Annotated in this window: 24 protein-coding genes; 9 read left to right on the top strand and 15 right to left on the bottom strand. The window is 34.2% G+C overall.

The annotated features are described in order from the left end of the window. Positions 1 to 38 precede the first annotated feature (38 nt). The 4 genes from AAGU22_RS14030 to AAGU22_RS14045 form a co-directional block, all read right to left on the bottom strand. Positions 39 to 410 (bottom strand): hypothetical protein, encoded by a 372-nt coding sequence (locus AAGU22_RS14030; RefSeq protein WP_458719732.1) that lies wholly within the window; start codon positions 408 to 410, stop codon positions 39 to 41. Then, positions 407 to 748 carry a hypothetical protein gene (locus AAGU22_RS14035; protein ID WP_458719733.1) on the bottom strand — a complete coding sequence of 114 codons (342 nt, stop codon included), beginning with the start codon at positions 746 to 748 and terminating at the stop codon, positions 407 to 409. The genes AAGU22_RS14030 and AAGU22_RS14035 overlap by 4 nt, the downstream gene beginning before the upstream one ends. A 215-nt stretch (positions 749 to 963) precedes the next feature. Continuing rightward, entirely contained in the window at positions 964 to 1,221 is a 258-nt protein-coding gene (locus AAGU22_RS14040) for a hypothetical protein (protein ID WP_458719734.1), read from the bottom strand. A 526-nt stretch (positions 1,222 to 1,747) separates the two neighbouring features. Next, positions 1,748 to 2,404, bottom strand: coding sequence for a hypothetical protein (locus AAGU22_RS14045; protein WP_458719735.1), 657 nt, complete (start codon positions 2,402 to 2,404; stop codon positions 1,748 to 1,750). 141 nt (positions 2,405 to 2,545) lie between these two features. Between AAGU22_RS14045 and AAGU22_RS14050 the strand changes: the two genes are divergently transcribed. Beyond that, positions 2,546 to 3,886 (top strand): hypothetical protein, encoded by a 1,341-nt coding sequence (locus AAGU22_RS14050; protein ID WP_458719736.1) that lies wholly within the window; start codon positions 2,546 to 2,548, stop codon positions 3,884 to 3,886. A 526-nt stretch (positions 3,887 to 4,412) separates the two neighbouring features. On the opposite strand, the gene AAGU22_RS14055 is transcribed toward AAGU22_RS14050, so the two are convergent. Then, positions 4,413 to 5,441 (bottom strand): hypothetical protein, encoded by a 1,029-nt coding sequence (locus AAGU22_RS14055; RefSeq protein WP_458719737.1) that lies wholly within the window; start codon positions 5,439 to 5,441, stop codon positions 4,413 to 4,415. Positions 5,442 to 5,965: 524 nt separating this feature from the next. Here AAGU22_RS14055 and AAGU22_RS14060 point away from each other — a divergent pair. Further along, positions 5,966 to 6,355, top strand: a complete 390-nt coding sequence (locus AAGU22_RS14060) for a DUF1428 family protein (protein ID WP_458719738.1) — start codon at positions 5,966 to 5,968, stop codon at positions 6,353 to 6,355. Between the two features lie 425 nt (positions 6,356 to 6,780). Here AAGU22_RS14060 and AAGU22_RS14065 read toward each other — a convergent pair whose 3' ends face one another. Both AAGU22_RS14065 and AAGU22_RS14070 read right to left on the bottom strand, forming a co-directional pair. Then, complete coding sequence (locus AAGU22_RS14065; RefSeq protein WP_458719739.1) at positions 6,781 to 7,017, bottom strand: hypothetical protein; 237 nt, start codon at positions 7,015 to 7,017, stop codon at positions 6,781 to 6,783. Between the two features lie 448 nt (positions 7,018 to 7,465). After that, on the bottom strand, positions 7,466 to 8,224 hold the full coding sequence (locus AAGU22_RS14070) for a hypothetical protein (RefSeq protein ID WP_458719740.1): 759 nt from the start codon (positions 8,222 to 8,224) through the stop codon (positions 7,466 to 7,468). A gap of 97 nt (positions 8,225 to 8,321) precedes the next feature. Here AAGU22_RS14070 and AAGU22_RS14075 point away from each other — a divergent pair, with 97 nt between their 5' ends. Next, the gene (locus AAGU22_RS14075; protein ID WP_458719741.1) at positions 8,322 to 9,644 is read left to right on the top strand and encodes a hypothetical protein; all 1,323 of its coding nucleotides are present in this window, start codon (positions 8,322 to 8,324) and stop codon (positions 9,642 to 9,644) included. Positions 9,645 to 9,757: 113 nt separating this feature from the next. Here the strand turns inward: AAGU22_RS14075 and AAGU22_RS14080 are convergent, their stop codons facing one another. After that, positions 9,758 to 10,714 (bottom strand): M43 family zinc metalloprotease, encoded by a 957-nt coding sequence (locus tag AAGU22_RS14080; RefSeq protein ID WP_458719742.1) that lies wholly within the window; start codon positions 10,712 to 10,714, stop codon positions 9,758 to 9,760. Positions 10,715 to 10,732: 18 nt separating this feature from the next. Next, positions 10,733 to 11,248, bottom strand: coding sequence for a hypothetical protein (locus tag AAGU22_RS14085; protein ID WP_458719743.1), 516 nt, complete (start codon positions 11,246 to 11,248; stop codon positions 10,733 to 10,735). A 416-nt stretch (positions 11,249 to 11,664) separates the two neighbouring features. On the opposite strand from AAGU22_RS14085, the gene AAGU22_RS14090 reads away from it, so the two are divergent. Continuing rightward, positions 11,665 to 11,949 carry a hypothetical protein gene (locus tag AAGU22_RS14090; RefSeq protein WP_458719744.1) on the top strand — a complete coding sequence of 95 codons (285 nt, stop codon included), beginning with the start codon at positions 11,665 to 11,667 and terminating at the stop codon, positions 11,947 to 11,949. 602 nt (positions 11,950 to 12,551) lie between these two features. Here AAGU22_RS14090 and AAGU22_RS14095 read toward each other — a convergent pair. Then, a complete protein-coding gene (locus AAGU22_RS14095; RefSeq protein ID WP_458719745.1) occupies positions 12,552 to 12,836 on the bottom strand; it encodes a hypothetical protein in 285 nt (94 codons plus the stop codon). A gap of 251 nt (positions 12,837 to 13,087) precedes the next feature. Between AAGU22_RS14095 and AAGU22_RS14100 the strand changes: the two genes are divergently transcribed. From AAGU22_RS14100 to AAGU22_RS14115, 4 genes are all read left to right on the top strand, one after another. After that, positions 13,088 to 13,390, top strand: coding sequence for a hypothetical protein (locus AAGU22_RS14100; RefSeq protein ID WP_458719746.1), 303 nt, complete (start codon positions 13,088 to 13,090; stop codon positions 13,388 to 13,390). A 90-nt stretch (positions 13,391 to 13,480) separates the two neighbouring features. Further along, complete coding sequence (locus AAGU22_RS14105) at positions 13,481 to 13,696, top strand: hypothetical protein (protein WP_458719747.1); 216 nt, start codon at positions 13,481 to 13,483, stop codon at positions 13,694 to 13,696. A 1,107-nt stretch (positions 13,697 to 14,803) separates the two neighbouring features. Then, a complete protein-coding gene (locus AAGU22_RS14110) occupies positions 14,804 to 16,540 on the top strand; it encodes a PQQ-dependent sugar dehydrogenase (protein ID WP_458721791.1) in 1,737 nt (578 codons plus the stop codon). A 262-nt stretch (positions 16,541 to 16,802) separates the two neighbouring features. Further along, positions 16,803 to 17,114 carry an antibiotic biosynthesis monooxygenase gene (locus AAGU22_RS14115; RefSeq protein WP_458719748.1) on the top strand — a complete coding sequence of 104 codons (312 nt, stop codon included), beginning with the start codon at positions 16,803 to 16,805 and terminating at the stop codon, positions 17,112 to 17,114. A gap of 711 nt (positions 17,115 to 17,825) precedes the next feature. On the opposite strand, the gene AAGU22_RS14120 is transcribed toward AAGU22_RS14115, so the two are convergent. Then, positions 17,826 to 18,233: a hypothetical protein gene (locus AAGU22_RS14120; protein WP_458719749.1), complete on the bottom strand. Its 408-nt coding sequence runs from the start codon at positions 18,231 to 18,233 to the stop codon at positions 17,826 to 17,828. A gap of 228 nt (positions 18,234 to 18,461) precedes the next feature. Next, a complete protein-coding gene (locus AAGU22_RS14125; RefSeq protein WP_458719750.1) occupies positions 18,462 to 18,773 on the bottom strand; it encodes a hypothetical protein in 312 nt (103 codons plus the stop codon). A 414-nt stretch (positions 18,774 to 19,187) separates the two neighbouring features. Between AAGU22_RS14125 and AAGU22_RS14130 the strand changes: the two genes are divergently transcribed. After that, a complete protein-coding gene (locus AAGU22_RS14130; protein WP_458719751.1) occupies positions 19,188 to 19,442 on the top strand; it encodes a hypothetical protein in 255 nt (84 codons plus the stop codon). Positions 19,443 to 20,045: 603 nt separating this feature from the next. On the opposite strand, the gene AAGU22_RS14135 is transcribed toward AAGU22_RS14130, so the two are convergent. The 3 genes from AAGU22_RS14135 to AAGU22_RS14145 all read right to left on the bottom strand — a co-directional run bounded on the left by AAGU22_RS14135 (position 20,046) and on the right by AAGU22_RS14145 (position 23,801). After that, positions 20,046 to 20,537 carry a hypothetical protein gene (locus AAGU22_RS14135; RefSeq protein WP_458719752.1) on the bottom strand — a complete coding sequence of 164 codons (492 nt, stop codon included), beginning with the start codon at positions 20,535 to 20,537 and terminating at the stop codon, positions 20,046 to 20,048. 472 nt (positions 20,538 to 21,009) lie between these two features. Next, the gene (locus AAGU22_RS14140) at positions 21,010 to 21,456 is read right to left on the bottom strand and encodes a hypothetical protein (RefSeq protein WP_458719753.1); all 447 of its coding nucleotides are present in this window, start codon (positions 21,454 to 21,456) and stop codon (positions 21,010 to 21,012) included. Between the two features lie 278 nt (positions 21,457 to 21,734). After that, positions 21,735 to 23,801: a hypothetical protein gene (locus AAGU22_RS14145; RefSeq protein ID WP_458719754.1), complete on the bottom strand. Its 2,067-nt coding sequence runs from the start codon at positions 23,799 to 23,801 to the stop codon at positions 21,735 to 21,737. Between the last annotated feature and the right edge of the window lie 14 nt (positions 23,802 to 23,815).

Below are 23,815 nucleotides of genomic sequence, written 5' to 3' on the forward strand. Positions count from 1 at the left end.
TTATCATTAAGCCTATATTATATCAATATACAAAAAATTTAAGCCTTGGATGTAGATTGTTTTAATCCAAATATCTCCAACAACGCATAGTCGTCTAACTTTTTCATTTCTGTGTCTGCATTTGTATAATCATTGTCCTGATTAGTCCATATCCAGAGCAATCCTTTAGACGTAACTGCTATACGCAAGTTTTTGTCTTTTCTCTTTGAAGCAGTTTCATTAACAAGCTTGTTTATTTTATCAGTAAGTTCAATAAGCGTATCATCATGTGCGTCTTCCTGCATCTCTTTCTTCATCCGCGGATGCATGAAAAAGAAACCTTCTTCTTTCATATGGGGAGCTACACATTCACTTCCAGAGCTAATACAATGAAAATGATGTCCATGTGTTTCTAAAGCGTGAGATGTCATACCAGACCAAATACCTCCGACATTTCATCATCAGATAATTCTGGTGAATCCAGAGCCGTTGAAGGACCCTTATGAGTCCATAAAATGACGAATCCGTGAGAAGTTTTAGCAATACGTAAATTTCTATCACTTCTTTTTTGAGCTGCCTCATCAATCAAGCGGTTTACCTCATTAGTAAGATTGACCAAAGATTCATCTTGAACCTCATCTTGCATCTCTGTTTTCATTTGAGCCTTAAAAAATACTGGCTCCTCTGGTAACACATGAGAAAGACAGTTACTACCAGGAGCGTCACAATGGAAAGTTCCACCTGGTGTTGTTAGTTTATGCCATGGCATATCTTTTCTCTTGATGTTATATATTTAAGTATATACATTTTAATAAATTTAGTATTTATATAAAATAAATTCAATTGACAGCCCAATTTAGGCAATTTATTAGAATATTTGGTAATCAAACATTATTTTTTGTTTTTTATATTACAAATAAATCATTAATGAAAGGTCAAAATTGACATTCTCTTTGGTATCAATTAGAGCAATAAACTAGTCTACTACTTTGATAATAATACCATTATATTTACTCGGTTCGAGTCTCCAGAGTAACTGGATATAGAATAAGTAGCAAAATCATCCAATTTAAATCCGTCTTTCTTTACGTCATCAACAGCCCTCCATATAACGTCTACATAATCCGAGTTCAATACAACAGCATTTGGACTTTCGTATAGGACTTCTATGTTACTTAGGCAACCTAATGGATTACATTGCTGATAGGTGGGTCCAGACATTAATTTGATACTTGGTAACATCTTCCTTCTTGGTGGATGGAATTTTCACTTTAGATAACCTAATACACCTTTGTAATTTGACAGTGTGTAAGAATCTTTAATGACTTGTCGCATGCGTTAATGCCGATTTCTTGATTTTCTCTGTGAAGATCGCAGGTCTTCTACTACCATTTTTTTCTTCTTTTTCTTATGCCATCACACAAGTAAATAATATGATATCAGATCTTGAGAGTTATACAACGTCAAGATACAAAATTCCTTCATCGGCAAATATTATATTTAAATTCAATAAATTCAAAAGAAAAATTGTGTTCAAAAGAATAACTGAGTACGTAGTTTGTCCTGATCATAAGGATCGATTAGGACAGTTTGGGCGCGTGTGGATTAAGTTCCTTGTGGTAGTAGGGTTCTAATACGCTTGACTGAAACCAAATTAAATTCAGAAGTTGCTTAATGTTATTCTCCTCAATGAAATTATTAATTTTTGTTTATAGGTTAAAGAATCAGTTAACATAATTTGATTCCACAATTTGTACAAAATTTATCATTATTTGGCAATTATCGTATATTTTATATCCTGGGCAAAATTGGGTTCGGAGCATCCTAGATCTGTACAAAGCAGACTGGATTTGAAGTGCACTGGATAAGTACCATTTGCAATTGGTTCCGTTATTATATAAAACCCATCAGCCAAAACTTGGGAATTACCACCTTGAATTACGCCAAAAATTCCGTTATCAGGAAATGTAACATTAAAGGGATCTGTATGAGATCTAGATTTAAGTAAGCTTTGATAGTCGTATTCTTTATCACCGATTTTAAGATACAAACTATTAACGCTATCCTGATCCTTCTTTGCACTTGCATCCAATTCCTGTAATGAAGCTTTTGGAAATTCCTTGTCAGACCATTCTACTTGCATTACGGGAATAAGGAGGCCCTTCCCAATTGGGACTTCGCATGTCCTTTCGGATTTGCCACCATTGTTAAAAGCTAAGTAGAATACTGATGAATTTGAATTTGATTGTCCCGTAGCGCATTTATCTCCCGTAGAATCGTTAATAGGATTGTCCTTAGCTGGAAGAGCTAATGACCATTTCCAAAAGTTTTTGATATGATCATTGTAAGTTTGGCCATATGGTTTAGCCGATGGGGGAAAAATATTTAATGAAGTTAAACCAAGGATTGGCGATAAATTAGACAAGAATATTAAAAAGACAAACAGGAAACATAGTGTGGGAAAATATGTTAACCATTTCAACGTAGTTGCTTATTTAGTGCTCTAATACTAGAATGTTACGTTTATTTTTTAGATTAACTCTGCGATAAGTAGTCATAGTTGAGGATGGAAAATAAGAAACGCTTTAACAATAAATTTTTTCTTGTAATTATCTTGCTTTTAATGGTTACCGTGATAATTGATACCATAATTGTTAAAATTAACGATCTAATTGATAAAAACTTCATTTCCTTGCAAAGCAAGGTGATCTTATTTTCTGTTAATAGCTCAATGTGTATGTTTTTGCAATTCTTTGCATTAAGGTATGTAAGAAGTTCATTTAATACAAGGGGACTAAATAATGTCTTAAAGACAAATGTATTTTATGTAGTTTCGATGGCATCCGTATGCATTTTAACATCTTTGATAGGATTACTCATATTTCAAATGTTCATTAATAATTATTACGACACATCAATAAGTATTTCAATAATAGTGATGAGTTACTGGACTTCAGCAACTTTAATCTTATGGTTATCATTCTTGTTTTTTTCATGGTATAAATCTACTCGTAACTTCATAGTCTTTTTGTATTTTGTATCAATGATATTGATTTCATTTAACCTAATTATAACCTCCACGTACGCAAGTGCCAAAGTGAGTGATAGACCAAATCATGCTGGAGAATACATTGGATCATCAGGAGATAATTCTGGTGGCAGATATCCACTTTTAGATAGTGTATATAGAGTTTCTATTTTTATGTCGTTTTTTTGTATTTGGATTACAACAGCAATACTTATGAATTATTATAGAGAGAAACGAGTTAACACCATTATATATCTAATTATTTTAGCTGTACCATTTGTTTATTTTTTATTAACTTATTTTTATCAATATATCCTAAGCAACATACTGATCTTCTATCTTCAAATCGATCCTGTAGTTGTATCAATTATGATAGGTGCATTTCTTTCCATTAGTAAGCCTGTCGGAGGATTGATCTTTGCAATTGCATTTTGGAATATAGCTAAAATCATTAGATATGAATTAAGTTTAAAAACATATATGATTATTTCTGGATGGGGGGTATTTCTAATATTTAGTGCAAATCAAGCAGTAGCACAAATTGTTAGCCCGTACCCTCCTTTTGGACTCGCAACTATAACGGTATTAAATTTGGGTGCATTTTTTATGATGATTGGGATTTACAATTCAGCAAAACTCGTTGCTGTAAATAATAACTTACGTAACTCTATACATAAACATGTATTAGAATCAAGACTGCTAGGTACAATAGGAAAAGCTGAATGGGAGAATGAAATTCAAAATATAACATCAAAAATCAATAAGGATAATAGCTATCTTATGGCAGAGGTCAAACAACCCCTGGAACTAGACCAAAAGGAATTACAGGAATATCTGATCTGGGTAATCGAGGAAGCAAAGAAAGAAAACAAACAGTAGAAAGAAAAAAGTTCAACATAAATATCAAACTAAATACGGCACAGCGGTACTATAAACAAGTAGCTTGTTCGTGGGGATACGATTCAAGATTGAATAGAGTCCATTAGGAACAAATTGATCGAGGGTCCATGACAGAACATAATCTAAATCTGAGTCAAATTACTCAGAAAGGCGTATTAATATCATATTAAAGCCAAAAAAATTGAATTAGGAAATGACTAACTGAAATTCATAATATTTCAACGTCGTTGATATGACCTTTAATTTTATTATGCATTGCTAAAAGGGAACGCTGAATTATTGCCATTAGACTAAAGGATAGTATGGACCACATACAAAAAGGCGTTGAATAATGATGAAATTAGTTTTTTAAATTCATCATAAACTACATTTTGTTCCAAGATATTATGCGCACTAAAATTTCTAATATGATCACTATAAGGAGATCTTTTAGTTCCTCATTAATTTTCTTGCGCTTTATCTTTAATTTGTCGGACATTAATTTTGGAATTATACTGTCTGGAATTCATTGGTTTATGGATAATCCTTTATTTCCCATAAAGGATTCAAGATCTGTCTGAGTATTCCATTTATTCAAGTTGTTTATATGTATAATAAAATTATGTATTGTTAGATTTGCTGTTTTTAAAATAACTTCTATTACTAAACACAGATTGAAAATAATATCGACTATTTTCAACTTGATGAAAGCATTATTTGCCTCAAATTTTGAGATACTTTTTTCCAATGATATCAAAGAAATAAGATTTGAAGTAAAATAAATTACCAGTTCAAAGAATTTTTTATTGCTAAGGATTTTTTCATCCAAATTCTGCATGGTAAAAGTTTTTTTATACTGCCTATTATATTGATCAATAAATCGACTTAATCTATCCCTTAATTTCTTAATGAAAGGATACATATGGTTTTCTTTGTTATCCGAAAGAGTAATTGTAGTATAACTGGGTGCATTTAATGGATATTTGATGGATCGATTTACCTTTCCAAGATCTTTGTCAAGTATAAATGCTTGATATAAATAAAAAAAGGCCATATCAATGTTCCCTAATAGTATATAAGTTTCAGCAATTGAATAATAGAGAGCCCCTTTATGAATATTCACTGATTTTCCCTGTTGTCGCTCTTGTCTTTCCCAACGCTTAGTAATTCGCAGTAATTCATACCATAACGAAAGACCTATTAGGTCCTTTCCATCTAATAATAATTTCTTCCAATATGAATAAAACATTCCATAAAATTCTGATGCCGTTAAAGCAGCATAGTATTTATTCTTCTTTTCTAAGTTAGCGATCATTTCAAAGACATGATGACACAGAGATTTCAATTCGGGAGGAAATTTTAATCTGGTATTCTTTTTGTCTGGATCAAATATGTTTGATTTATTTTCATCGTGTTTTTCGAGATATAAATCTATTTCCTCCTGCAAAGAAAATTCTTTGAAACCCATTCTTTTATTAATCAATTTAGTAACAGTACTTTTATGTATCTCGACCCTAAACTGGGTTGTATCATGGATAAATAAGGGTTTATTCATAATGTCATATTTACATGTGTATTCATTAATCAATATTTTCTATCTGTTGAATTGTGGACATTCTTAATAAGATAGAATCCTACATTATCTCTGAATGGCACTCAGAACGGAAAAGAGTAAAACGGCACTAGTATGTCTCTTGGGAGGCGCTAGGGTGATTCTGTCCATTCTCAATCCCGTGATAAAAATGGAGTAATGGCGTTTGGACAAATGTATTGTCCTTAATCAGACAATTATCAACTATGAATAATAATCTTCATATTTGGATAGTATATTGACCTGTTATCCGTGGGGATTAAGTTCCCAGTGGTAATAGGGTTCTACTACTAATGAAAGATTTCATGTATTATTCACTATTGTGATAAGAAGACTTTGTTTGTGTGATATCAGTAGATCTATTATCAGATCAATGTAACATGTAATTCAGAATTACATTCTTAATTTACACATTTTGTGTTGATACAGCTAAGTATACTTTTGTTCCCTTATCCGTTTTTATACTCCAAGAAATAATACTATTAGTCATGAGCATATCTAATTTAACTGACGCAAGTATTGTTTCACATATTATCTACAGGGTACCCAAAAAGAATCATGACGCAATGTTGCGAATATGCAAAGAGGCCTATGATATGTTCAAACAATACGGTATTCTACACTATGACGCCTTCAAGCTTAGCAACTCAGACGTACCAATGGAAGGGTTTGCTAATATTGCTAGTATCGTTTCTGCCAATATAGATGAGGAAGTTTGGATTGAGTCGATTTATTATAAAGATCGCCAACACATGAATGAAGTAATGGCAAAGATGGAAAAAGACGAAAAAGCTGACCAAATGATGAAACAATCAATGGATCTATTGCCTCCGGGTGCAAAGTTTATCGTCGGCGATTTTGAACGTCTGAGTGTCTAGATATGAGGTAGTCGAGTAGTAACTTTCCTTTTGGAAGTCCCCTAGAAATTTTTTCTCTCACTTTTTATTTTATTTAATGCTATTTTTTATCTAACTAATTTATCTACCTTGTCCCCATTGCACTAGCCTTAACTATTCATATTTAAAGTAATTAATATCATTACTATGCATAGTATCATTTAGTTTGGGCGCGTGGGGATTAGTGCTGATATAGGTATTTTAATTAGGATTCTACATCTCATTCAGTAAAGATAAATTTAAAGATTATGCCAAAGAATTTATCCTATTAATTTCGATGCTATTTCAGAGACTTTTGAATTTATCACATGCGGTGATCCAATGAGGATACAAAATATTACTTGACTTAATTTAGAATAAGTATGATTATGATTCGGATTAATTAAAATATATCAATCTAGGTAATTTTAACTACTGCATTTTGGTAAGAAATCCAAATCATCGATATCTATATGCTCTTCAGAAGAAATAGAAAATTCAGTGTCGAGTGTGGACTCGCTAACAACAACTCTTACTCTTTTTCCATTTTTGTTTACATAAGGGAAGATTCTTCCTGAGAGAATTAACCGAGTGATAATAAAGATTGAATGAATCCCTTGATCTTTAAATCCTAATTGGGTTATAAATCCACCATTATCTTTCATAACACAATTTACTTCATATTGCTCCACACTATTTCAATTACAATTGAGTAACGAGGTGATATTTTTATATTTTCTATTGCTGTATCTTAATCAGTCAATTAGTCAATGTATTGAGATTAAAATTATCATCCTGATTCGTGGGCATACGATTCAAGGTTGAATATAATCATACTTGTTAATCTTCTTAAATCAGATCGACAATGTTCAAACCACTAACGACCTGATACTTGTGAATTGTTTCTGTCAATTGGGCCAATACAATTTGTTAGAATTGTAGTAGATTAACATGTAATATCAGAATCATAATTAAAGTTGTATGAATTGTAATTTTGATTATCATTTAAATATTAACAAGTTTTCCAAAGAATAACGATTATTGATGAAAATAAAAATAATGAAGTTTGCCTCAAGATCATAAATTTATCTTCTACTAAATGATCCTTGACCTCTATTTAACCGTCAAATTATACATTACATTTGAAATCCTATTCTCATTGGAAGGCTGTCCTTCAAATCCGGGTTTGAAATATGTTTCTTTGAATTCTATGGTGTGGTTGCCGATGTCTAAGGGTTTCACAAATAGGAAATACCCTCCTGCCATGGCTCTCCATGTCCCAGCTGGAAGTTCATAATAATTATCCTTAGCGAGAGTCTGATTGTATAGATAAGCATCTGGAAGATAGAGATCCCTGTCTTTTGAATTCATAACTTCAATTCCATCAACTTTGGCAGTGAATTCAACTGAATTTAAGCCGATATTTACACAATCCTTTAACTCTTGATCTGTTTTGAATCCTTCTGCAAAGCTACAGCCACCACCATAAATTTGAACTAACAAAGCTTTTTCATGTGGAACTGTGCATTGTCTTGTTTCAGGTTCAGAGGATGAGAATAGCAAGTTCCTCCCATCTGGAAGAAACCAGACATTATTGTCAGTTTGATTCCATGCACACTTTTCGGGTGAATACGCCTCTCGCGGATGTATCTGACTAAAATTGTCGGGATTTTGTAGATTTACTTTATTTGGCAGATTATAATGCCAGTTCCACCATTTTGCAATCCATTCTGAAAATGAAAGTCCATAAGGTTTTGAGTCCTTTGAATAGATTAGATCTGAGCTATTGACAGCATTAACATTTTGAGAGCAAACCATAGCAAAAAGTACTCCTATAGAGACCACACTTATAGTGACAAAGTGTTTAATCACAATTGATATTGCTCACTTGTATTATTATTAAGGTTTATCATAATCTCAACTGATCGGTTTTAGAAAGGTTATTTTATACGATCTTCATTTCTATCTTGTGACACATTCAAGCACCACATATTTGATTTTCGTTGTGGGGATCATATTGCTTGTTTTGTCATTCGTTGATACAATAGTAATGAGCCTGTACTTGGACTCCATTGTAAAGCGTCAATCATCATTCACTCACCTTGTCTTTGTATCTATTGTAGTTGTCAGTATTACAGCTCAATGTTTGATACTTTATATAATTAGAAAAAAGAATTCCGCGGAAACAAAGCCAAAGACAAGATCCTCAATGTTATTTGAAATTTGGGGAACTTTATCTCTTTGTGTACTTGCCTCTCTATTTCTATACTTGATAGCATTGCTACTATATCAAAGAGCGTATTTTTCAGATATTTTCAAGTTAGTAGTTTACCTAAGTTATGCTTTTTCTATCATCAACATAGGACTACTCGTGATATCCCTTACCTCATGGTATAAAAGAAATCGCGGCATGGTAATGTTGCTCTATGTATTAGCACTCTCCGCGTTCCTGATAAACGAAATATCCAGCATTTTAATGCTAAACTCTCAGCTATCTGGTCCTTCCCAAAAAATTTCTTTTGTTACTAATCCATGGGATAATAGAAGCCTCTCTTTATCATCATTTACTGATTTTTACAAGATAACTTCTATTCTTTCGTTTACTCTGGCCTGGCTTGCGACTTGTTTGTTACTGCACCATTATTCTAGAAAACTAGGCCGATGGAAATTTTGGTTACTTGCAACGTTACCCCTTGTGTACTATTTAGGAAATCTCGACATAATTAGAGCAAGTATTTTTAATTACGTACTAAACTCAAATCCACAACTACTTTCTACCGTTCAGTTCACACTAGGAGGAGCCAAACAAGCGGGAGGTTTTTTCTTTGCCATCTCCTTTGTAATGATATCTAAAAATGTCGATAATCAAAAGCTAAAGTTATATTTGTTGATTTCAGGGACAGGCATAATGCTACTATTTAGTAGTAACCAGATTTCGCTTGTGCAATTAATTCCATATCCTCCTTTCGGTCTTACCACTATATCACTGATATCTTTTTCATCATTTTTGTTATTGATAGGATTACACAGTCTCGCTCACTCAATGGCACATGATAAACAGTTATTGGAATTTGTTAGAAAATTAGTCAACCAAAAGGCATCAAAATTCCTTCTTGACATTGGATCTGCACAATGGCAAAAAGAAATTGACAGAACAGTATCTATGATTTTGAATTCAAATTCTAGCCTTATCAAAGAGAGTAGCTCTCCAACCTCCTTAACCGAGCAGGAAATTAAAGACTACATCTATGAGATTTCAAAGGAGATAGAAAAAATGAAGGAGGAAGGATAAGCTATGTCCAACATGCGACAAGGTACTGAATGAACGAAAGTTCATGTTGACAATTGTATTCCTAAAAAGTTAGTTAGAAGTTCATAGATAAAGATCGTATCACAATTACTTGATTATTCAAGTAATGTCCTTCTCAAAGAAATAAGACACTCATACATTAATGCAACTTGATCCCCAGTAAACATTAGCTTGAAATCATCATCCCAGTAGTCCATATGGTTCATAACTAAAGGGTATACATCACTTCCACCGCACTTGTGTTTTTCAGAATATCCCATTAGGCGTCCTTCTTGTGGACCTCTTTGTGGAGGAGTGTCGTCTAAACTATCATCATTATTACAAATAGAGGAATCATCTGGACCCCAAATGTGATATAAACCTAGCCAGTGCCCTATTTCATGAGTCAGAGTTCTACCCTTATCGAAAGGAGGTTGAGCAGTTCCACTTAAACCGACGCGATGGTAGTCTATGACTACTCCATCTGTTGCTTTCACATCTCCGACAGGATCCCTGCGAGGATATTGCGCATAACCACCGGCACCGTCCAGGTTACAAACCCATATGTTTAAATATTTAGCTGTATCCCATGCATCTTTACCACCCTCACATGTGGATTTAACTGGTTGTTGTTTTAGTGGCAAATTTCCTGACTCTTTACCGACAGGAGGAGCTTTAAAGGATATTTTATCAGTTGGGGTTCTGGTAATTCCATTAGTGATGTTACCGTAATCGTCCTTATCCGCCAGTATAAACTCTATATGTGAATCTGCAGCAAGTTTTTTTTCTCGAAAGTATGTAGAAAAAAGAACATTATCTATATTTTTGTTCCGAAAGTCCTGGTTCAGTACTTGAAGCTGTTCATGTATTTGTTTTTCGTCAATGTTTTCAATTTCTTCATGATGTATTATGTGGAAAACCACGTGAATACGATAGATCCGATCGTCAACAGAATATTCAGAATTATTAATTAATTGTTCATATTGTTCTTTTATTAACAACACATTGTTTTCATTTTGACTGAAAATTAGAGAGTTGTAATATTCAGTCCCACATCCAAATTCCTTATCCATACCTAATCAATAGGAGGATTAATGTACTCCACCATCAAGTCCGTTTACGGTACTATAAAGAGTATATACTCTTCCGGGTATGTCAGGCGGAGAAATCATTTCCAAATGTTTTACACGAGGACAATTCTCGATTGTATCACAGTCTCTAAATTGTCCTGAAAGATCTGAAGCCGCCACCAATTTCGCTAAACTAAACCTACGATCCTTTTCCAAAACATATGCAATTGCCATAGTTTCAGGTGTTCCTCTAGCATCCCATTGATACAAGTCCAAATATTCATTCAGGGAATATTCAACAATAGGCTTCAAGTCATCCTGATGATTTAAAATATAATCAGATAACTTACCATCAGTAGGCTCCAATGCGTTAAAATCTACTTCTATAAAATATAGACCACTTTTAGCCTGTCTATTTTCTGCATAATTGTCTTGTTTCGGAATTGATTCCCTTTCGATTATAATAATGTCAGTATTAAGTGCTCGAATGTATTTGGTTTTCTTAATTTGAAATTTATCGCCCCAAATTCGTACCATATTGTTCACTATTGGGTGATATTAAAATACTTTTCCAATTTTGAGCTTTTTTGAAATTCTTCATACTCAGTATAAAATATCCAAATAGATAAGATTTACGATATTTTCGAAATATATGCAAGATAACCCAATACTTATCTTAATTCACAATCTACTATCATATTCTCAGGAATTCTTATCTTAATCCAATTCAAAGAATCTAGAGCCTAAAGCATCAGGATTATGAGACTATAGGTTTAGGTACCATAGAAGACCTAGTGCTTGGCATTACTATCGAATTGATAGTGTAGGTATAAAATTGGTATTAGACATCAATATAATAAAGGTATCATTCTTTGAAAAATTGAAGATTGTGACTACATAAATTCAATATAACTTTTTAAAAGTTTATTAGATAAATTGTTTTGAAAAAGCCTATGAGTGCAAATAAAAACCAAAACTCTAATAAAACGAAACCTCAAATTCAACTTTCCTTTATGTCATCTCCAAGAGCTCAAGCAAGTATACACAATTTTGGTGTACGTGATAACATGGGTGAGCTTGTAGCCAACTTAAGTGACTTAAAGGATTGGTTTGAAGGATACAAAGTTGATAGCATTGAGCTATATGTCGAAGGGGCCGTAACAAGTGGTGCAATCACCAAACTATTAGTTTCATTCGAAGGAAAAGGTGGATGCAAAATAACATTAAAACCACAATAAATAATTACGGATATTGGGTATAGCCCAGTCACCTGCTGATACGGTTTAAGGCTGTATAGAATATAGAATTAATTTAAGAAGGTGCCCAGATATAGATTCGAATTCCGGCAATCATGATATCATTACCAGTCAAAGTATCATTTAGTTTGGGCGCGTGGGGATTAGTGCCGATATTGGTTCTCTAAAAGAGGTTCTATTTCTTTAGAAGGTATTGTTAAATTTAAGGGTTTTGATATACCATGGGTATTGAATAGGATGCAACAAAGATTAATATTTTAACTTCATACATGAAGGCTACTTTGAAAGATTTTATGTATTTGTCCAAAGTTAATCATCTTCTCACTACGTTTGCGGTAAAGCGCGTGTCAAAGGAACATTTGATGACTAAAATTTGATAATTTTGGCTATGGCATAATCTTGTCTTTGTTCTCCTTCCATCTCATCATTTAGAATCAGGGCGGCATTAGGAGGATCTACGGCAAAGTTGTTTGGCACCCAACTTCAGTTGCCGATAAAATCGGTTGTGTTAACAGATCCTACTATTCTGTCTATTCTGTCAGGTCTATCTGAAAATAAGCAATTAAAGATATTCCTTACGTTCCCTAGCAACTGGGGTTAGGTCCAATACAACAAGGTTGGCATACTCCAGTTTCATTTGCTGAAGGTAGACTTTCTGTTTCGGTCATTGATGTTGAGTTTCCGCCGCCGGTCATATTGCCCATTGATGTCATGTTGTCATCCATGTTCATGGTCATATTATCCCCCATTGGAGTTACATTTGGAATATTTGGAAAAGTCGCAAATGCTGCTATCGGTGATGTCATTCCCACAACAAAGGAAACAGCTGCTATGATACTTGCGACTGCGATTAAGTTTAACTTTTTCATGAATCTATAGTAGTGTTTTACTACCATATAACACATTTTGATATTTATGTAAGAATTTGACAAAATTGTTTGCATAGTTAATAAGACTGCATGAATCTTTTAGCTTTGAGTATTTTTCATAAATTAGTTATGAATTTTTTTTAATGATAGATTCAGTGGATTTAATGATAATCCAATCAGCGCTCGAAGAAATTGATAATATTTTCATGTTTGTGTAGTTGATATGGACCGAGTGGGATATGCGGCAATAATTGGTATGGAACCCCCAACAAAAGATGAAGGTAGCAATAGCATGGGTAAATCTACTCTATTCTACTTTGTCCTATTCCCCTTCTGTCTTACCTATGGCCCCAAATGGATTGGCTGCGATATTCAGTCTTTCTCCAAATGTTTGTCCATTGTCTGTTGATACCTTGGCAACAGGAAGAAATGATGTCTTATTTCTTTCCCACCAGGGCACAATTATGTTTCCGCCTTCTGCAGATATTTCCGCGTTTACTGAATCAGAGTTATCTGTATTGCTTACATTGGTTATATCAAGACCTTTTTATTAGATTTTCAATATTACTTGAATTTTTATTATTTGTTAAATTCATTATTTAATATTTAAAATGCTTTAATATAGCGTCAGTAGGAGGTATTTAATGAATAATAAAATTATTGCCACAATCGTAATTATTGCAATGCTTGCTGGCTTTGCGTCTATTGTCGCTCAAATATCCCAACAGGCCTCTGCTACAGCTACTTTTTGCCCTCCCAAAGGTGAGAAATTTAAAGGTGCGCAAGTATGTAACGAAGAAGGAGGCTGCAAGAAAATATTCACACCAAGTGGCCGAGAAAACACAAACAGTAAATGCTAAGTGCTCAATTAAATGCAAACACAGTATAATGATCAGTCATTATATTAACAACCACTTTTTATTGTTTTAAGTGATATATTGTATTGGAATGGATTAATTGATTGTTTTGCCTGGTATTCCTAACTTTTGTGTTATTGTCATGTAAGATTATGATTCTGTTCTTTAATGTTTTGAATAATTCAGTTAATTGTATTGCTAAGTCTATTCATTAGCTACTATACTCTCCAATAGATCTGGATTTATTGAAAAAGATACAACCCTTTTAGAAATAAATAATTATATAGTACTACATTTAGTAAATCATTTCACTAAATGCCATGAATATTTTGCTGCTCTTATGTGCCATTCCCCTTTGACCCGTAATTCTAGGTTTATAGTTTTCCGGTATCATATATCTTATTTCCAGTGCCACATAAGAAATGCCCCCGTTATCAAATAGAAAATTTTATTTTTTATTTAATCTATTTGTGAAAGAAAATTACCATATCAAATATCATTTAGTTTGGGCGCGTGGGGATTCGTGCTGATATCGGTCCTATAATGTAGATTCTATTATTTCATTGAAACTGTTAAATTTAAAGATTACGATGATTGAATTAAAGATCAAATTTACCGAACTAAATTATGAGATAGACTAATTTATGGTTATACTGGACCGCAACATTTGTGGGTACCTTATTAGTTGCATCAATATATAGAAAAAAGGTTTTGAATGAATAACAAATATTGTTCTACTATTGGCAACATCTAGAATCCGATCTCCTCCGATTCAACGTGTTCCTTCATATAGATAATATTTGAAGTACATACAATAAGATGACTATTAAATATTAGAGTTTGTTAAGATGATTCTGCAATATTTTATAGTAACTTTTTTCCAAAAAGGTAGAGATATTGATAATAAAAATTACAACAAAAAATATCAGATGAAGATGACTTTAAGCCTTGATGTAAAAATGTGGGCTAAAAACAATAAGGATGGGAAAGGTTCGACATTTTCCTTTAATCTTCCATTACTCATAAAAAAATATACATTAAAAAAATGTTCTATATCTTCTAGTATAGTTATACATAATCAATAACTTTGAAATTACTACTAGTAAATTGGTGTACCGAAGTCACAATATACAAGCATTTCCAGTATTTAGCTTTTTTGTGTTTTTGTTAATTTCATCCTCTTTTTGCTCAACAATTCAACTCTCTTATGGTGCCTACGCCAAAGCTCCTCGGTCACCATATGGACCTACAGTGAATGACGATACTCTCACAGTTGAAAAAGTTACAGATAATTTGGATATTCCTACGAGCATGGCATTTCTAGGTCCTAATGACATCCTGGTTACAGAAAAAACTACAGGTAAGGTAATGAGGATCTTGGATGGACTGGTGATGCCGCAGCCAGTTTTGGATGTCCCAGTAGCATCACTAATTGAGCGAGGATTACTCGGGATAGCTGTTTCCAAGAATATAGCAGAAGGAAAAACATATGTTTTCCTCTATTATACCGAATCTGGAGATGGAATAGATGAAAGTGACGCAAATAATCTTGTCGATCCATTGGGAAATAGGCTTTATCGTTACGAATTTGTTGATGGCAGATTAATAAATCCAGTTTTGTTATTGGACTTGACCGCAATTCCTCCAAACGCTAGGGGTGAACATAATGGAGGCAAAATCCGAATTGGTCCAGATGATAATGTATACTTGATAGTTGGAGAAGTGGGTGGTCACAGAACTCAGGCACAAAATGTGTTCGATGGTCCAGCTCCAAATGGACTTGGAGGCGTACTTAGAATTAGTCAAGATGGTGGAATAGTAGATCCAGATAATCCTATTTTTGGTGATGGATTACCTCTAAATGTTTACTATGCAATGGGCATTCGAAATAGTTTTGGTATGGATTTTGATCCTCTAACAGGCAATCTTTGGGATACTGAAAACGGACCTGACACCGGTGATGAAATAAATTTAGTATTTCCGGGATTTAACAGCGGCTGGGTTCAAATTCAAGGTTATGAAGATGATGATTTACTCGAGAATGATGCATCTGAAGCTAATTTGACAGAGTTTGGAAATAGTGAATATGCAGATCCAAAGTTTGTTTGGGATACGACGATAGGCATAACTGCACTAAAGTTCCTGAATTCAGACAAACTGGGTAAAGAATATCAAAACAATATGTTCGTCGGAGACATTAATAATGGTCTCCTATACCGATTTACTTTTAATGAAGATCGAGATAATATTTTCATCAATGATACTTTTGTTGGTGATATCGATTCATTAGATGATAATGAAATAAATGACCCTAAAGAGAATCAGCCAATAATCTTTGGACAGGGTTTTGGAGGAATAACTGATATTCAGGTCGGTCCAGATGGCTACCTATACGTTTCAAGTTATTCAGGCTCTTTATATAAAATACTACCAGTATCTGACAGTACTACTCCAAAGAATCAACCTAACTTGACCCCACAAAACACTACCTTGACAAATCAATCCGTTTCTGCAGTCATTTTGGGAATAGACGGTGATAATTCCTATTCACCAGAACCTATCGAGATTGAATCTGGACAAACAGTAACGTGGATTAATGGAGATACCATATCTCATACGGTAACCTCTGGACAAGATGGTGACTTGGATGAGGGCACTCTATTTGATTCTGATGCTATAATTCCAAATCAGTCATATAGTCTGACATTTGATAGTCCTGGAGAATTCGACTATTATTGTATATATCACCCCACTATGGTTGGCGAAGTAATAGTGAATGGACCAGATGCATCTACATCTACATCAGAAGATTCTCCAGATGAAGAGTCAGATGAAGAAGATGAATAGATGAGGATTTTAGGAATGAAAATAAAGACAGATATAGACTGCTAATTGAGAATTTTGATAAACCATGGATCTATTTAACTTTCTAGGAGACTATTTATACTCTGCCTTACGTCTACATGTAAATCTTTTTTATCGAATGAGAATATTAGCTCATTAGTTAGAATTTATAAGAGGATGAAAACATATCTTGTCCTATTGTTCATCGTATTTAACTATCTTCCAATGGATTAGCTTAAACACCGATAATATACATACTAGTTTGATGGAAAAAAATAGTATCATATTAATAAATAACTTTATGGTTGAAGACACTAATAATCAGCAAAAAGTAGCTGACATGCTTGAGGATGCTTCTAAACAAATACTAAGTAAACATGATGGTTTCATTTCAATACGAATTCACAAAAGTTTGGACGGAAAAAGGGTAATGAGTTATGTACAATGGGAAAATAAAGATGCAATTGAAAAAATGCTTAACGATCCAAGAGCAATAATACAAATGAATGATATTGCACGTGTTGCTAAGGTCGAGAGAACATTGTATGAACTGGTATTTACCGAAGAGAAAATATAGAGTAGAAAACCTCAATGATTCCGTATTAGGTAATAATCAGATAATAATTAAATATCGGTAATTATTGAAGATAGATGTAAGTTACAAGTTGAATAACTGGTAAAATGAATGGATTATTTTGTTTGCTTTTATTCTCCTATTTCATTAAGTACTTAATTACGTCTATTATAATCTTTATAGTTAATATTAATAGATCTCAGCTCAGTTACGAATGTAATTTTATCTATAGATATTCAACCAGAAGAAGTTGGGACTCGAATCCATACGTATAATCGCGGAGTCATCAAATAAACATTTTAACCTCATTCTAGGCGCCGGAGGGGAGACTCGAATCTACACCTTTCCGACGTGGGTTCTATCGAAAGACAATTGCATATTCATAAATTGAGTGTTTTTCAAAAAGCTCGTTCTCCTTATAGTCGGACCCATGGGGTATTAAGTTCCCTTTGGTAATGGGTTCCAAGAATAGGGTCATTAGGTAACTAATAAAAAAACTCAGTTGGTTTGCCGGGTCGGATGTCGGACATATTTGCCTGTAATCAACAACTCAATATTATTTCTAATTTTTTTATACACTCTGGTTCGAACCCGTAGGGATTAAGTTCCCAGTGGTAATAGGGTTCTATCGCCCCGAAAATCGATTTTAAAGTCATAGAAATAGGTGGATTTTTACTATCTTTTGCAGATAAACAATTTGAACTTATTCAGCCGTTAATTCTTGAACAGATTTTTAAATTCACCATTAATAAAACCAGTACCAGGAGTTAATAATTTCATAAGCTCTTCGTAGATATCTAAGCATTCTTTATCCTTTGATATTTTTTCTACAACATCAAGACGGTGTTGTTGGTCTTTGTATGTTACCATATTAATCCATATTTCTTCATCGTCAGGATTGATGGGAATTATTTTGGATACATTGACGAATCCAGGTATATTTTCAGCACTTATAAGACTAAAGCAATCATAGGTTACCTCCTCCTCTTTCTGAATAAAATCTTTCAAGCGGGTTGTAACTCCCAACAAAGATTCATGGTTATTCTTGGGAACTCGATAAAAGACAAATTCTGTGTATCCTTTAATATTAACAGCATGTGTGGTATGATCCAAGTTACTCATATTATTGACTTTTTCTGAAATTGATTTATAATAAACCTTAGGGAACAAAGTTACTTCTGTAAGTCAGACTTTCTTAATACGGGAAGCAATTTATTCAAAGTAATTGATCTACATCAATACTTGAGATATGATATCGAGTAACAGTTTGGGCCCATGGGGATTAAGTTCCCTGTGGTAATGGGGTTCTATAATAATTTGAGGTATCAGTTTTTAGATGACAACTTGGACTTAAACCTGATTTGTATGCTTAATATGCTTTCTCATCCGTGACCATGCTTGTCTAGTTTTATAATCCATAGGCCGAATATCTGATTCTTTAAGTTTCCCATATTGATCAAATTCTCGAGCAAATGCTGATTGTATTCTATTTAGAACTTCTTGTCTATCAGTTTCTACAATCACAGATTCAGTAGTATTTATCCCAAAATCATCAAGAATCTCTTCAGTAGGGATTTTGAGTATTCCCAAATGTATGTCTATAGAAATGGGATTAAATTCATAACCATCTATGGGGTCAGGTTGAAATAAGAATCGCGGCATAGAAAAAGGTATAACTATACTAGAATTTAATAATTACAACATACTAAAGATGAGCTGAAATAATATATATCATAGACGTAGAACAGCATCCGTGGGGATACGATTCAAGGTTGAATACAACCCTAATATTAAAAAAGATAAGATAATCAATATATTTATGTCATCGTATTTTTGAAGGTATTAAAATCAAAATGTTTGTGATATAAAGCCAACAAATGAGGACAGTATTTTGGAATTGCTAACAAATTCTAAAACTCGTGTTATAACATTATTACGTAATAAACTTTAGTATTAATAGTTTATGAAAATGTACCTGCTATATTGATTTCAAATAATTAGATCTTTGTTTGTTACCAATTCCCTAAATGATTTATATATCATTATGTGTATTACTATATTAGGAGAGTGTTACAAATGAATAATAATAAAATACTACCATATTATCGGTTTAGCAATTGTTTTGATCTGGTTCCAAGTAAAGAGCTCTATGATAGATACGAAGCATTCAGAGACTTTGATGATAGTTATAGAGGAATAGATAATAAGATCAGTGTGTTAAATCACAATTCAGTGAATGTACCAAACGAGACAGTAGGAGTAAGAGAATATGAAACACAAGAAGTGTCAATGTACTGGAATAAAAAAATAAAAGACGCATCAATAAACTGAAAACCTGTGTTGATGTAAGCGCTAATCCAATTTACTAAACTCCTTTGTAGAAAAGCAGGATGCAGATGAAGGTATATTACAGAAACCATCATCAGTAAATGAAATAAATCAGTCTGCAACTGTAGAATAGGAACCCACACAATCTTGCCTAGGAGGCCAGGGGTCTATAACATCCAATATCACAGTAAATTCTTTGATTTGAGTACCTATATTAGTGCCTAATATGTAATGGATTTAGTATAGCATTTTAGTAACAGTTTGGGCGCGTGGGGATTAAGTTCCCTATGGTAGTGAGGTTCTAATACTAAATAGCAATAGTAGAGTTGGTAGAAGATAAAGTATTACCATACGAATTAGTAGAATAGAGTCCAAACTGGTTCATTTAAGTAAACAGTTCCCAGAGGTTTTTCATTTTTAAAATGATCATTATCTCAAACTAGAAATGAGGTAGAAAAAGATGTTTGAAAATCCATATTCTTCCTGTTCCTCATTTCCAGGGATTTATGTCGCTGACTTTGGAAAGGTAGATTTGGTAAAAAGATGTACATAAATAGTATTTAATCTTGATAGAAAAAAGAAGGAATTAGCTCATCTCAATGATACTTACTGATTATTTGTAAATAATACTCCCTCATCGAGATTGATAAATGGTTCTTCAGGATGACTACCTTTTTTGTTCGTGAATTGTTGGCAACTTTCCGCGGTATTAAATCCGGCCTCTTGGGGCGAGAATGGAGTAAACACAGCACATACGGAATACGGAGCGCCATCCTTAAAAAGACCTCGTGGAGTTTCTATTTGTTGTAACACATAAGTATCAATATTATCATTTACACTAGCTTGCATATTTTGAAAAGACGAATCTCCCGTTGGAACAATGCAAAATGCTTGAGGATCATTAACTGAATCAAGTGTGACTGTTCCTTCATATACACAATAACTAAAAGTTCCTTCTAAATTCTCACTCCATTGAACCGTAGGTGTAATCTCTAATCCACCCCCTGACTGTGACAGGGCAGGACTAACTGGAAGATTGTACAAATACAATATAGATGCTATAGATAGAACACATACCAATAAGGAAATATTTTTCATCAATATGATGTAATAAACAAAATATTTAACTAAGCATTCTAGTAATAACACTTCTTGATCATGGTGAAAGTTAGTTTGGGCGCGTGGGGATTCGTAACAAATTTGACTATAACTGTGGGTTCAGTATAAGATTTTGTATGAATAACTTGCGCTTGCCATTGCCATTCTATCATTCATTATTTACATTAGGACCTGAAGTCAAAGACTGAATAAGTCGATCATGTATTCTACTAAAAGAACATACTTATTATAACTGGATAGATCGTCAGCATGGAAAATGATCCCAATAAAATTACCATTATTTTTGTCCGTCCAGCATTACAACTTGTAAAGTTTTGGTAGCAGACAATTTGTAACCGAATGATGTTTCAAGATTAGTGATAGTATTTGAACTCGCGATATTATAATTAGATTCAAAAATTCTGGTTCTAATAACGCTAACAGAGTAAAGTTGTATTAAAAACTATATTTTTTATGGTGATGGTGACAAGACCTTACCACCATCTAACGTACTAAGCCCATCACCTTTTGTTGGAATACGTGGACTAGTGTTCTCCTCGCTGTTAGAATCATCTTCCACTTCTGCTCCAGAAGTGGGAGGTATGCTAGGAACTGTATTATCATTGTTTGAATCATCTTCTACTCCAGAAGTGGGCGGTATGGTAGTATCTTGATTGTTTGAATCTTCCCTTACTTCCTCTCTTGGTGTGCAATTGCTTGGAGGATTAGTATCAGCGCAGACGGTACAGTATTTCTTATCCCCAAAAATATCACAACATTTGACGGTATACCCATCAGTTACTGGAACGCACCAGTAGGACGATTTTACTGGTTTTGACATTACGCTGGATGAAAGTGATCCGGCAATACATATCGAAATTAATAATGTTATACCAATAATGATTAATATATTATTCACAGTCACTTTTCCTTTAAGAAATTTATAAGTATTTCCTAGTAAATAAAGAAAAATTACAAAAATGTATAGATTTAGTCTGAGTGAGTGGAGATACGATTCAAGGTTGAATATAATTTCAGTCTGGAGTATTCAATTCATGGGAACAAGTATGAACCGCTTTATTTAAGGCAATTTGCTTTAACATTTGAACAAAATCCATTTTATTATCAAAGGCAGTCTACTTAATACAAACAAAAAAGAAGCGTAAAGAATGATTTCAGGGAGTGGCTATATGTTTCTTAGTTAAAGAAATTAATGTTTGCTTCAACAAAATTATTGTCGGCAAACTCAATTGGTTCATCTTCACCATCGTTCCATAATACTATTCCATTTACATTATTCAGAGTTTTTGTTTCACCAGTATCTAAATCAGGTCCTTCTTGGTTATCAGTAATTGTGGCTTCGTATAAAATATTTGAATTAGACTCTGATTGTTCGACTTGATTCATTTCCACTTCAACTGCATCAGATAAACCATCATTCAAGTTGGCTGCAACTAGTCTTATGTCATCATTTTGAATAAGATTCAACTCCAAAGTTGCAGAATCTAAATCACAGTTATCAAAGAAGGCAATAACTCTTACATCTTGTGGATCTATTTGTTCAGATGATAGATCTACAGTATCAGAAATATCGGCACATGAGTTTGACGGAGTAATAATGTATTTGTTATTATCGTCATCATTATTATTACCATTGTCGTTATCATTGTCATCATTATTGTTGTTTCCATTATTATTGCCGTTTCCCCCTTTACCATTGTTTTCACAACCAATACCGTCGTTATCTTTGTCAAGTCTGTTAGGATCGGATGAGGTCACTTTGACGCTATTTGGTATATCATCGCAATTAAGAATGTCAGAACCTGAGCCGTTTCCCCCTTTACCATTGTTTTCACAACCAATACCGTCGTTATCTTTGTCAAGTCTGTTAGGATCGGATGAGGTCACTTTGACGCTATTTGGTATATCATCGCAATTAAGAATGTCAGAACCTGAGTCGGATTCATTTGACTCATCTTCTTCACAGCCTATCCCATTACCATCTCTATCAAAGTCCTGCGTATCTGGAGGATTTACTTTAAAGTTGTGGTCCGAAATCTCATTAGGTTCAATCTTTCCATCATGATCACAATTGAGGCCACGTTGATTAGGTGAAATACAGAAATCAGGATAAGAAGGATCACAAGAAGTTTCTGCACATCCATCTAGTTCAGGGCTGTCTTCACAGATATTTTCTTTAGATCCACAGGTTTTTCCATCAGATCTAAATATCATTCCCTCTGGACATCCATCTGAATCTGGAATACATCTTCCAGTTTCATCATCATCTACCGTATGGTATCCGTCCGGACATCCGCCTTCAGGAACACATTGATCATCATCATTATTGAAAAATCCATCAGGACAATCTCCTTCAACAGAAGCACATCTTGGTAAATCAGGATTCAACAAACAATCGTTGTCTGGACCTTCACTAGTAATACTGATTGGAGAAAAGCCCGTATTTCCATCGTTCTTACCCTCATCGCTGCTTTCACAACCTACACCATCATTATCACCATCAAACCCGTTTGGATCATCTGATCCTACTTTGAAATTCTTATTTGAAATATCTCCACAATCTAGATCTCGTTTCTCAGTCTCTTCGACTAGAGGAGGAGATGCATTTTCTGAGCTAAAGGTTAATCCTAAAAGACTCTGTCCTAAGGCGGGGTCTGTAGTAGTAGTTGATGATGCTAAGGCGGGGTCTGTAGTAGTAGTTGATGATGCTAAGGCGGGGTCTGTAGTAGTAGTTGATGATGCTAAGGCGGGGTCTGTAGTAGTAGTTGATGAACTCGATTGATCTCCACCACCGGAATCTCCACCACCGGAATCTCCACCACCGGAATCTCCACCACCGGAATCTCCACCACCGGAATCTCCACCACCGGAATCTCCACCACCGGAATCTCCACCACCGGAATCTCCACCACCGGAATCTCCACCACCGGAATCTCCACCACCGGAATCTCCACCACCGGAATCTCCACCACCGGAATCTCCACCACCGGAATCTCCACCACCGGAATCTCCACCACCGGAATCTCCACCACCGGAATCTCCACCACCGGAATCTCCACCACCGGAATCTCCACCACCGGAATCTCCACCACCGGAATCTCCACCACCGGAATCTCCACCACCGGAATCTCCACCACCGGAATCTCCACCACCGTCACCCTCAGTGGTGGCATATGCAAGTAGGTTTACTGATGCATTAGGAGAAGAAAAAAGGATAGTGGATGAAACTGGAGCAGTGACCATCGGAACTGATATTG

It is taken from the genome of Candidatus Nitrosocosmicus sp. R (genome assembly GCF_054408505.1).

Coding starts and splice junctions, on each gene's coding strand:
- AAGU22_RS14030 (WP_458719732.1), bottom strand. CDS start 410: ATGACATCTCACGCTTTAGAAACACATGGACATCATTTTCATTGTATT.
- AAGU22_RS14035 (WP_458719733.1), bottom strand. CDS start 748: ATGCCATGGCATAAACTAACAACACCAGGTGGAACTTTCCATTGTGAC.
- AAGU22_RS14040 (WP_458719734.1), bottom strand. CDS start 1,221: ATGTTACCAAGTATCAAATTAATGTCTGGACCCACCTATCAGCAATGT.
- AAGU22_RS14050 (WP_458719736.1), top strand. CDS start 2,546: ATGGAAAATAAGAAACGCTTTAACAATAAATTTTTTCTTGTAATTATC.
- AAGU22_RS14055 (WP_458719737.1), bottom strand. CDS start 5,441: ATGAATAAACCCTTATTTATCCATGATACAACCCAGTTTAGGGTCGAG.
- AAGU22_RS14060 (WP_458719738.1), top strand. CDS start 5,966: ATGAGCATATCTAATTTAACTGACGCAAGTATTGTTTCACATATTATC.
- AAGU22_RS14065 (WP_458719739.1), bottom strand. CDS start 7,017: ATGAAAGATAATGGTGGATTTATAACCCAATTAGGATTTAAAGATCAA.
- AAGU22_RS14080 (WP_458719742.1), bottom strand. CDS start 10,714: ATGGATAAGGAATTTGGATGTGGGACTGAATATTACAACTCTCTAATT.
- AAGU22_RS14085 (WP_458719743.1), bottom strand. CDS start 11,248: ATGGTACGAATTTGGGGCGATAAATTTCAAATTAAGAAAACCAAATAC.
- AAGU22_RS14090 (WP_458719744.1), top strand. CDS start 11,665: ATGAGTGCAAATAAAAACCAAAACTCTAATAAAACGAAACCTCAAATT.
- AAGU22_RS14095 (WP_458719745.1), bottom strand. CDS start 12,836: ATGAAAAAGTTAAACTTAATCGCAGTCGCAAGTATCATAGCAGCTGTT.
- AAGU22_RS14105 (WP_458719747.1), top strand. CDS start 13,481: ATGAATAATAAAATTATTGCCACAATCGTAATTATTGCAATGCTTGCT.
- AAGU22_RS14115 (WP_458719748.1), top strand. CDS start 16,803: ATGGAAAAAAATAGTATCATATTAATAAATAACTTTATGGTTGAAGAC.
- AAGU22_RS14120 (WP_458719749.1), bottom strand. CDS start 18,233: ATGAGTAACTTGGATCATACCACACATGCTGTTAATATTAAAGGATAC.
- AAGU22_RS14125 (WP_458719750.1), bottom strand. CDS start 18,773: ATGCCGCGATTCTTATTTCAACCTGACCCCATAGATGGTTATGAATTT.
- AAGU22_RS14130 (WP_458719751.1), top strand. CDS start 19,188: ATGAATAATAATAAAATACTACCATATTATCGGTTTAGCAATTGTTTT.
- AAGU22_RS14135 (WP_458719752.1), bottom strand. CDS start 20,537: ATGAAAAATATTTCCTTATTGGTATGTGTTCTATCTATAGCATCTATA.
- AAGU22_RS14145 (WP_458719754.1), bottom strand. CDS start 23,801: ATGGTCACTGCTCCAGTTTCATCCACTATCCTTTTTTCTTCTCCTAAT.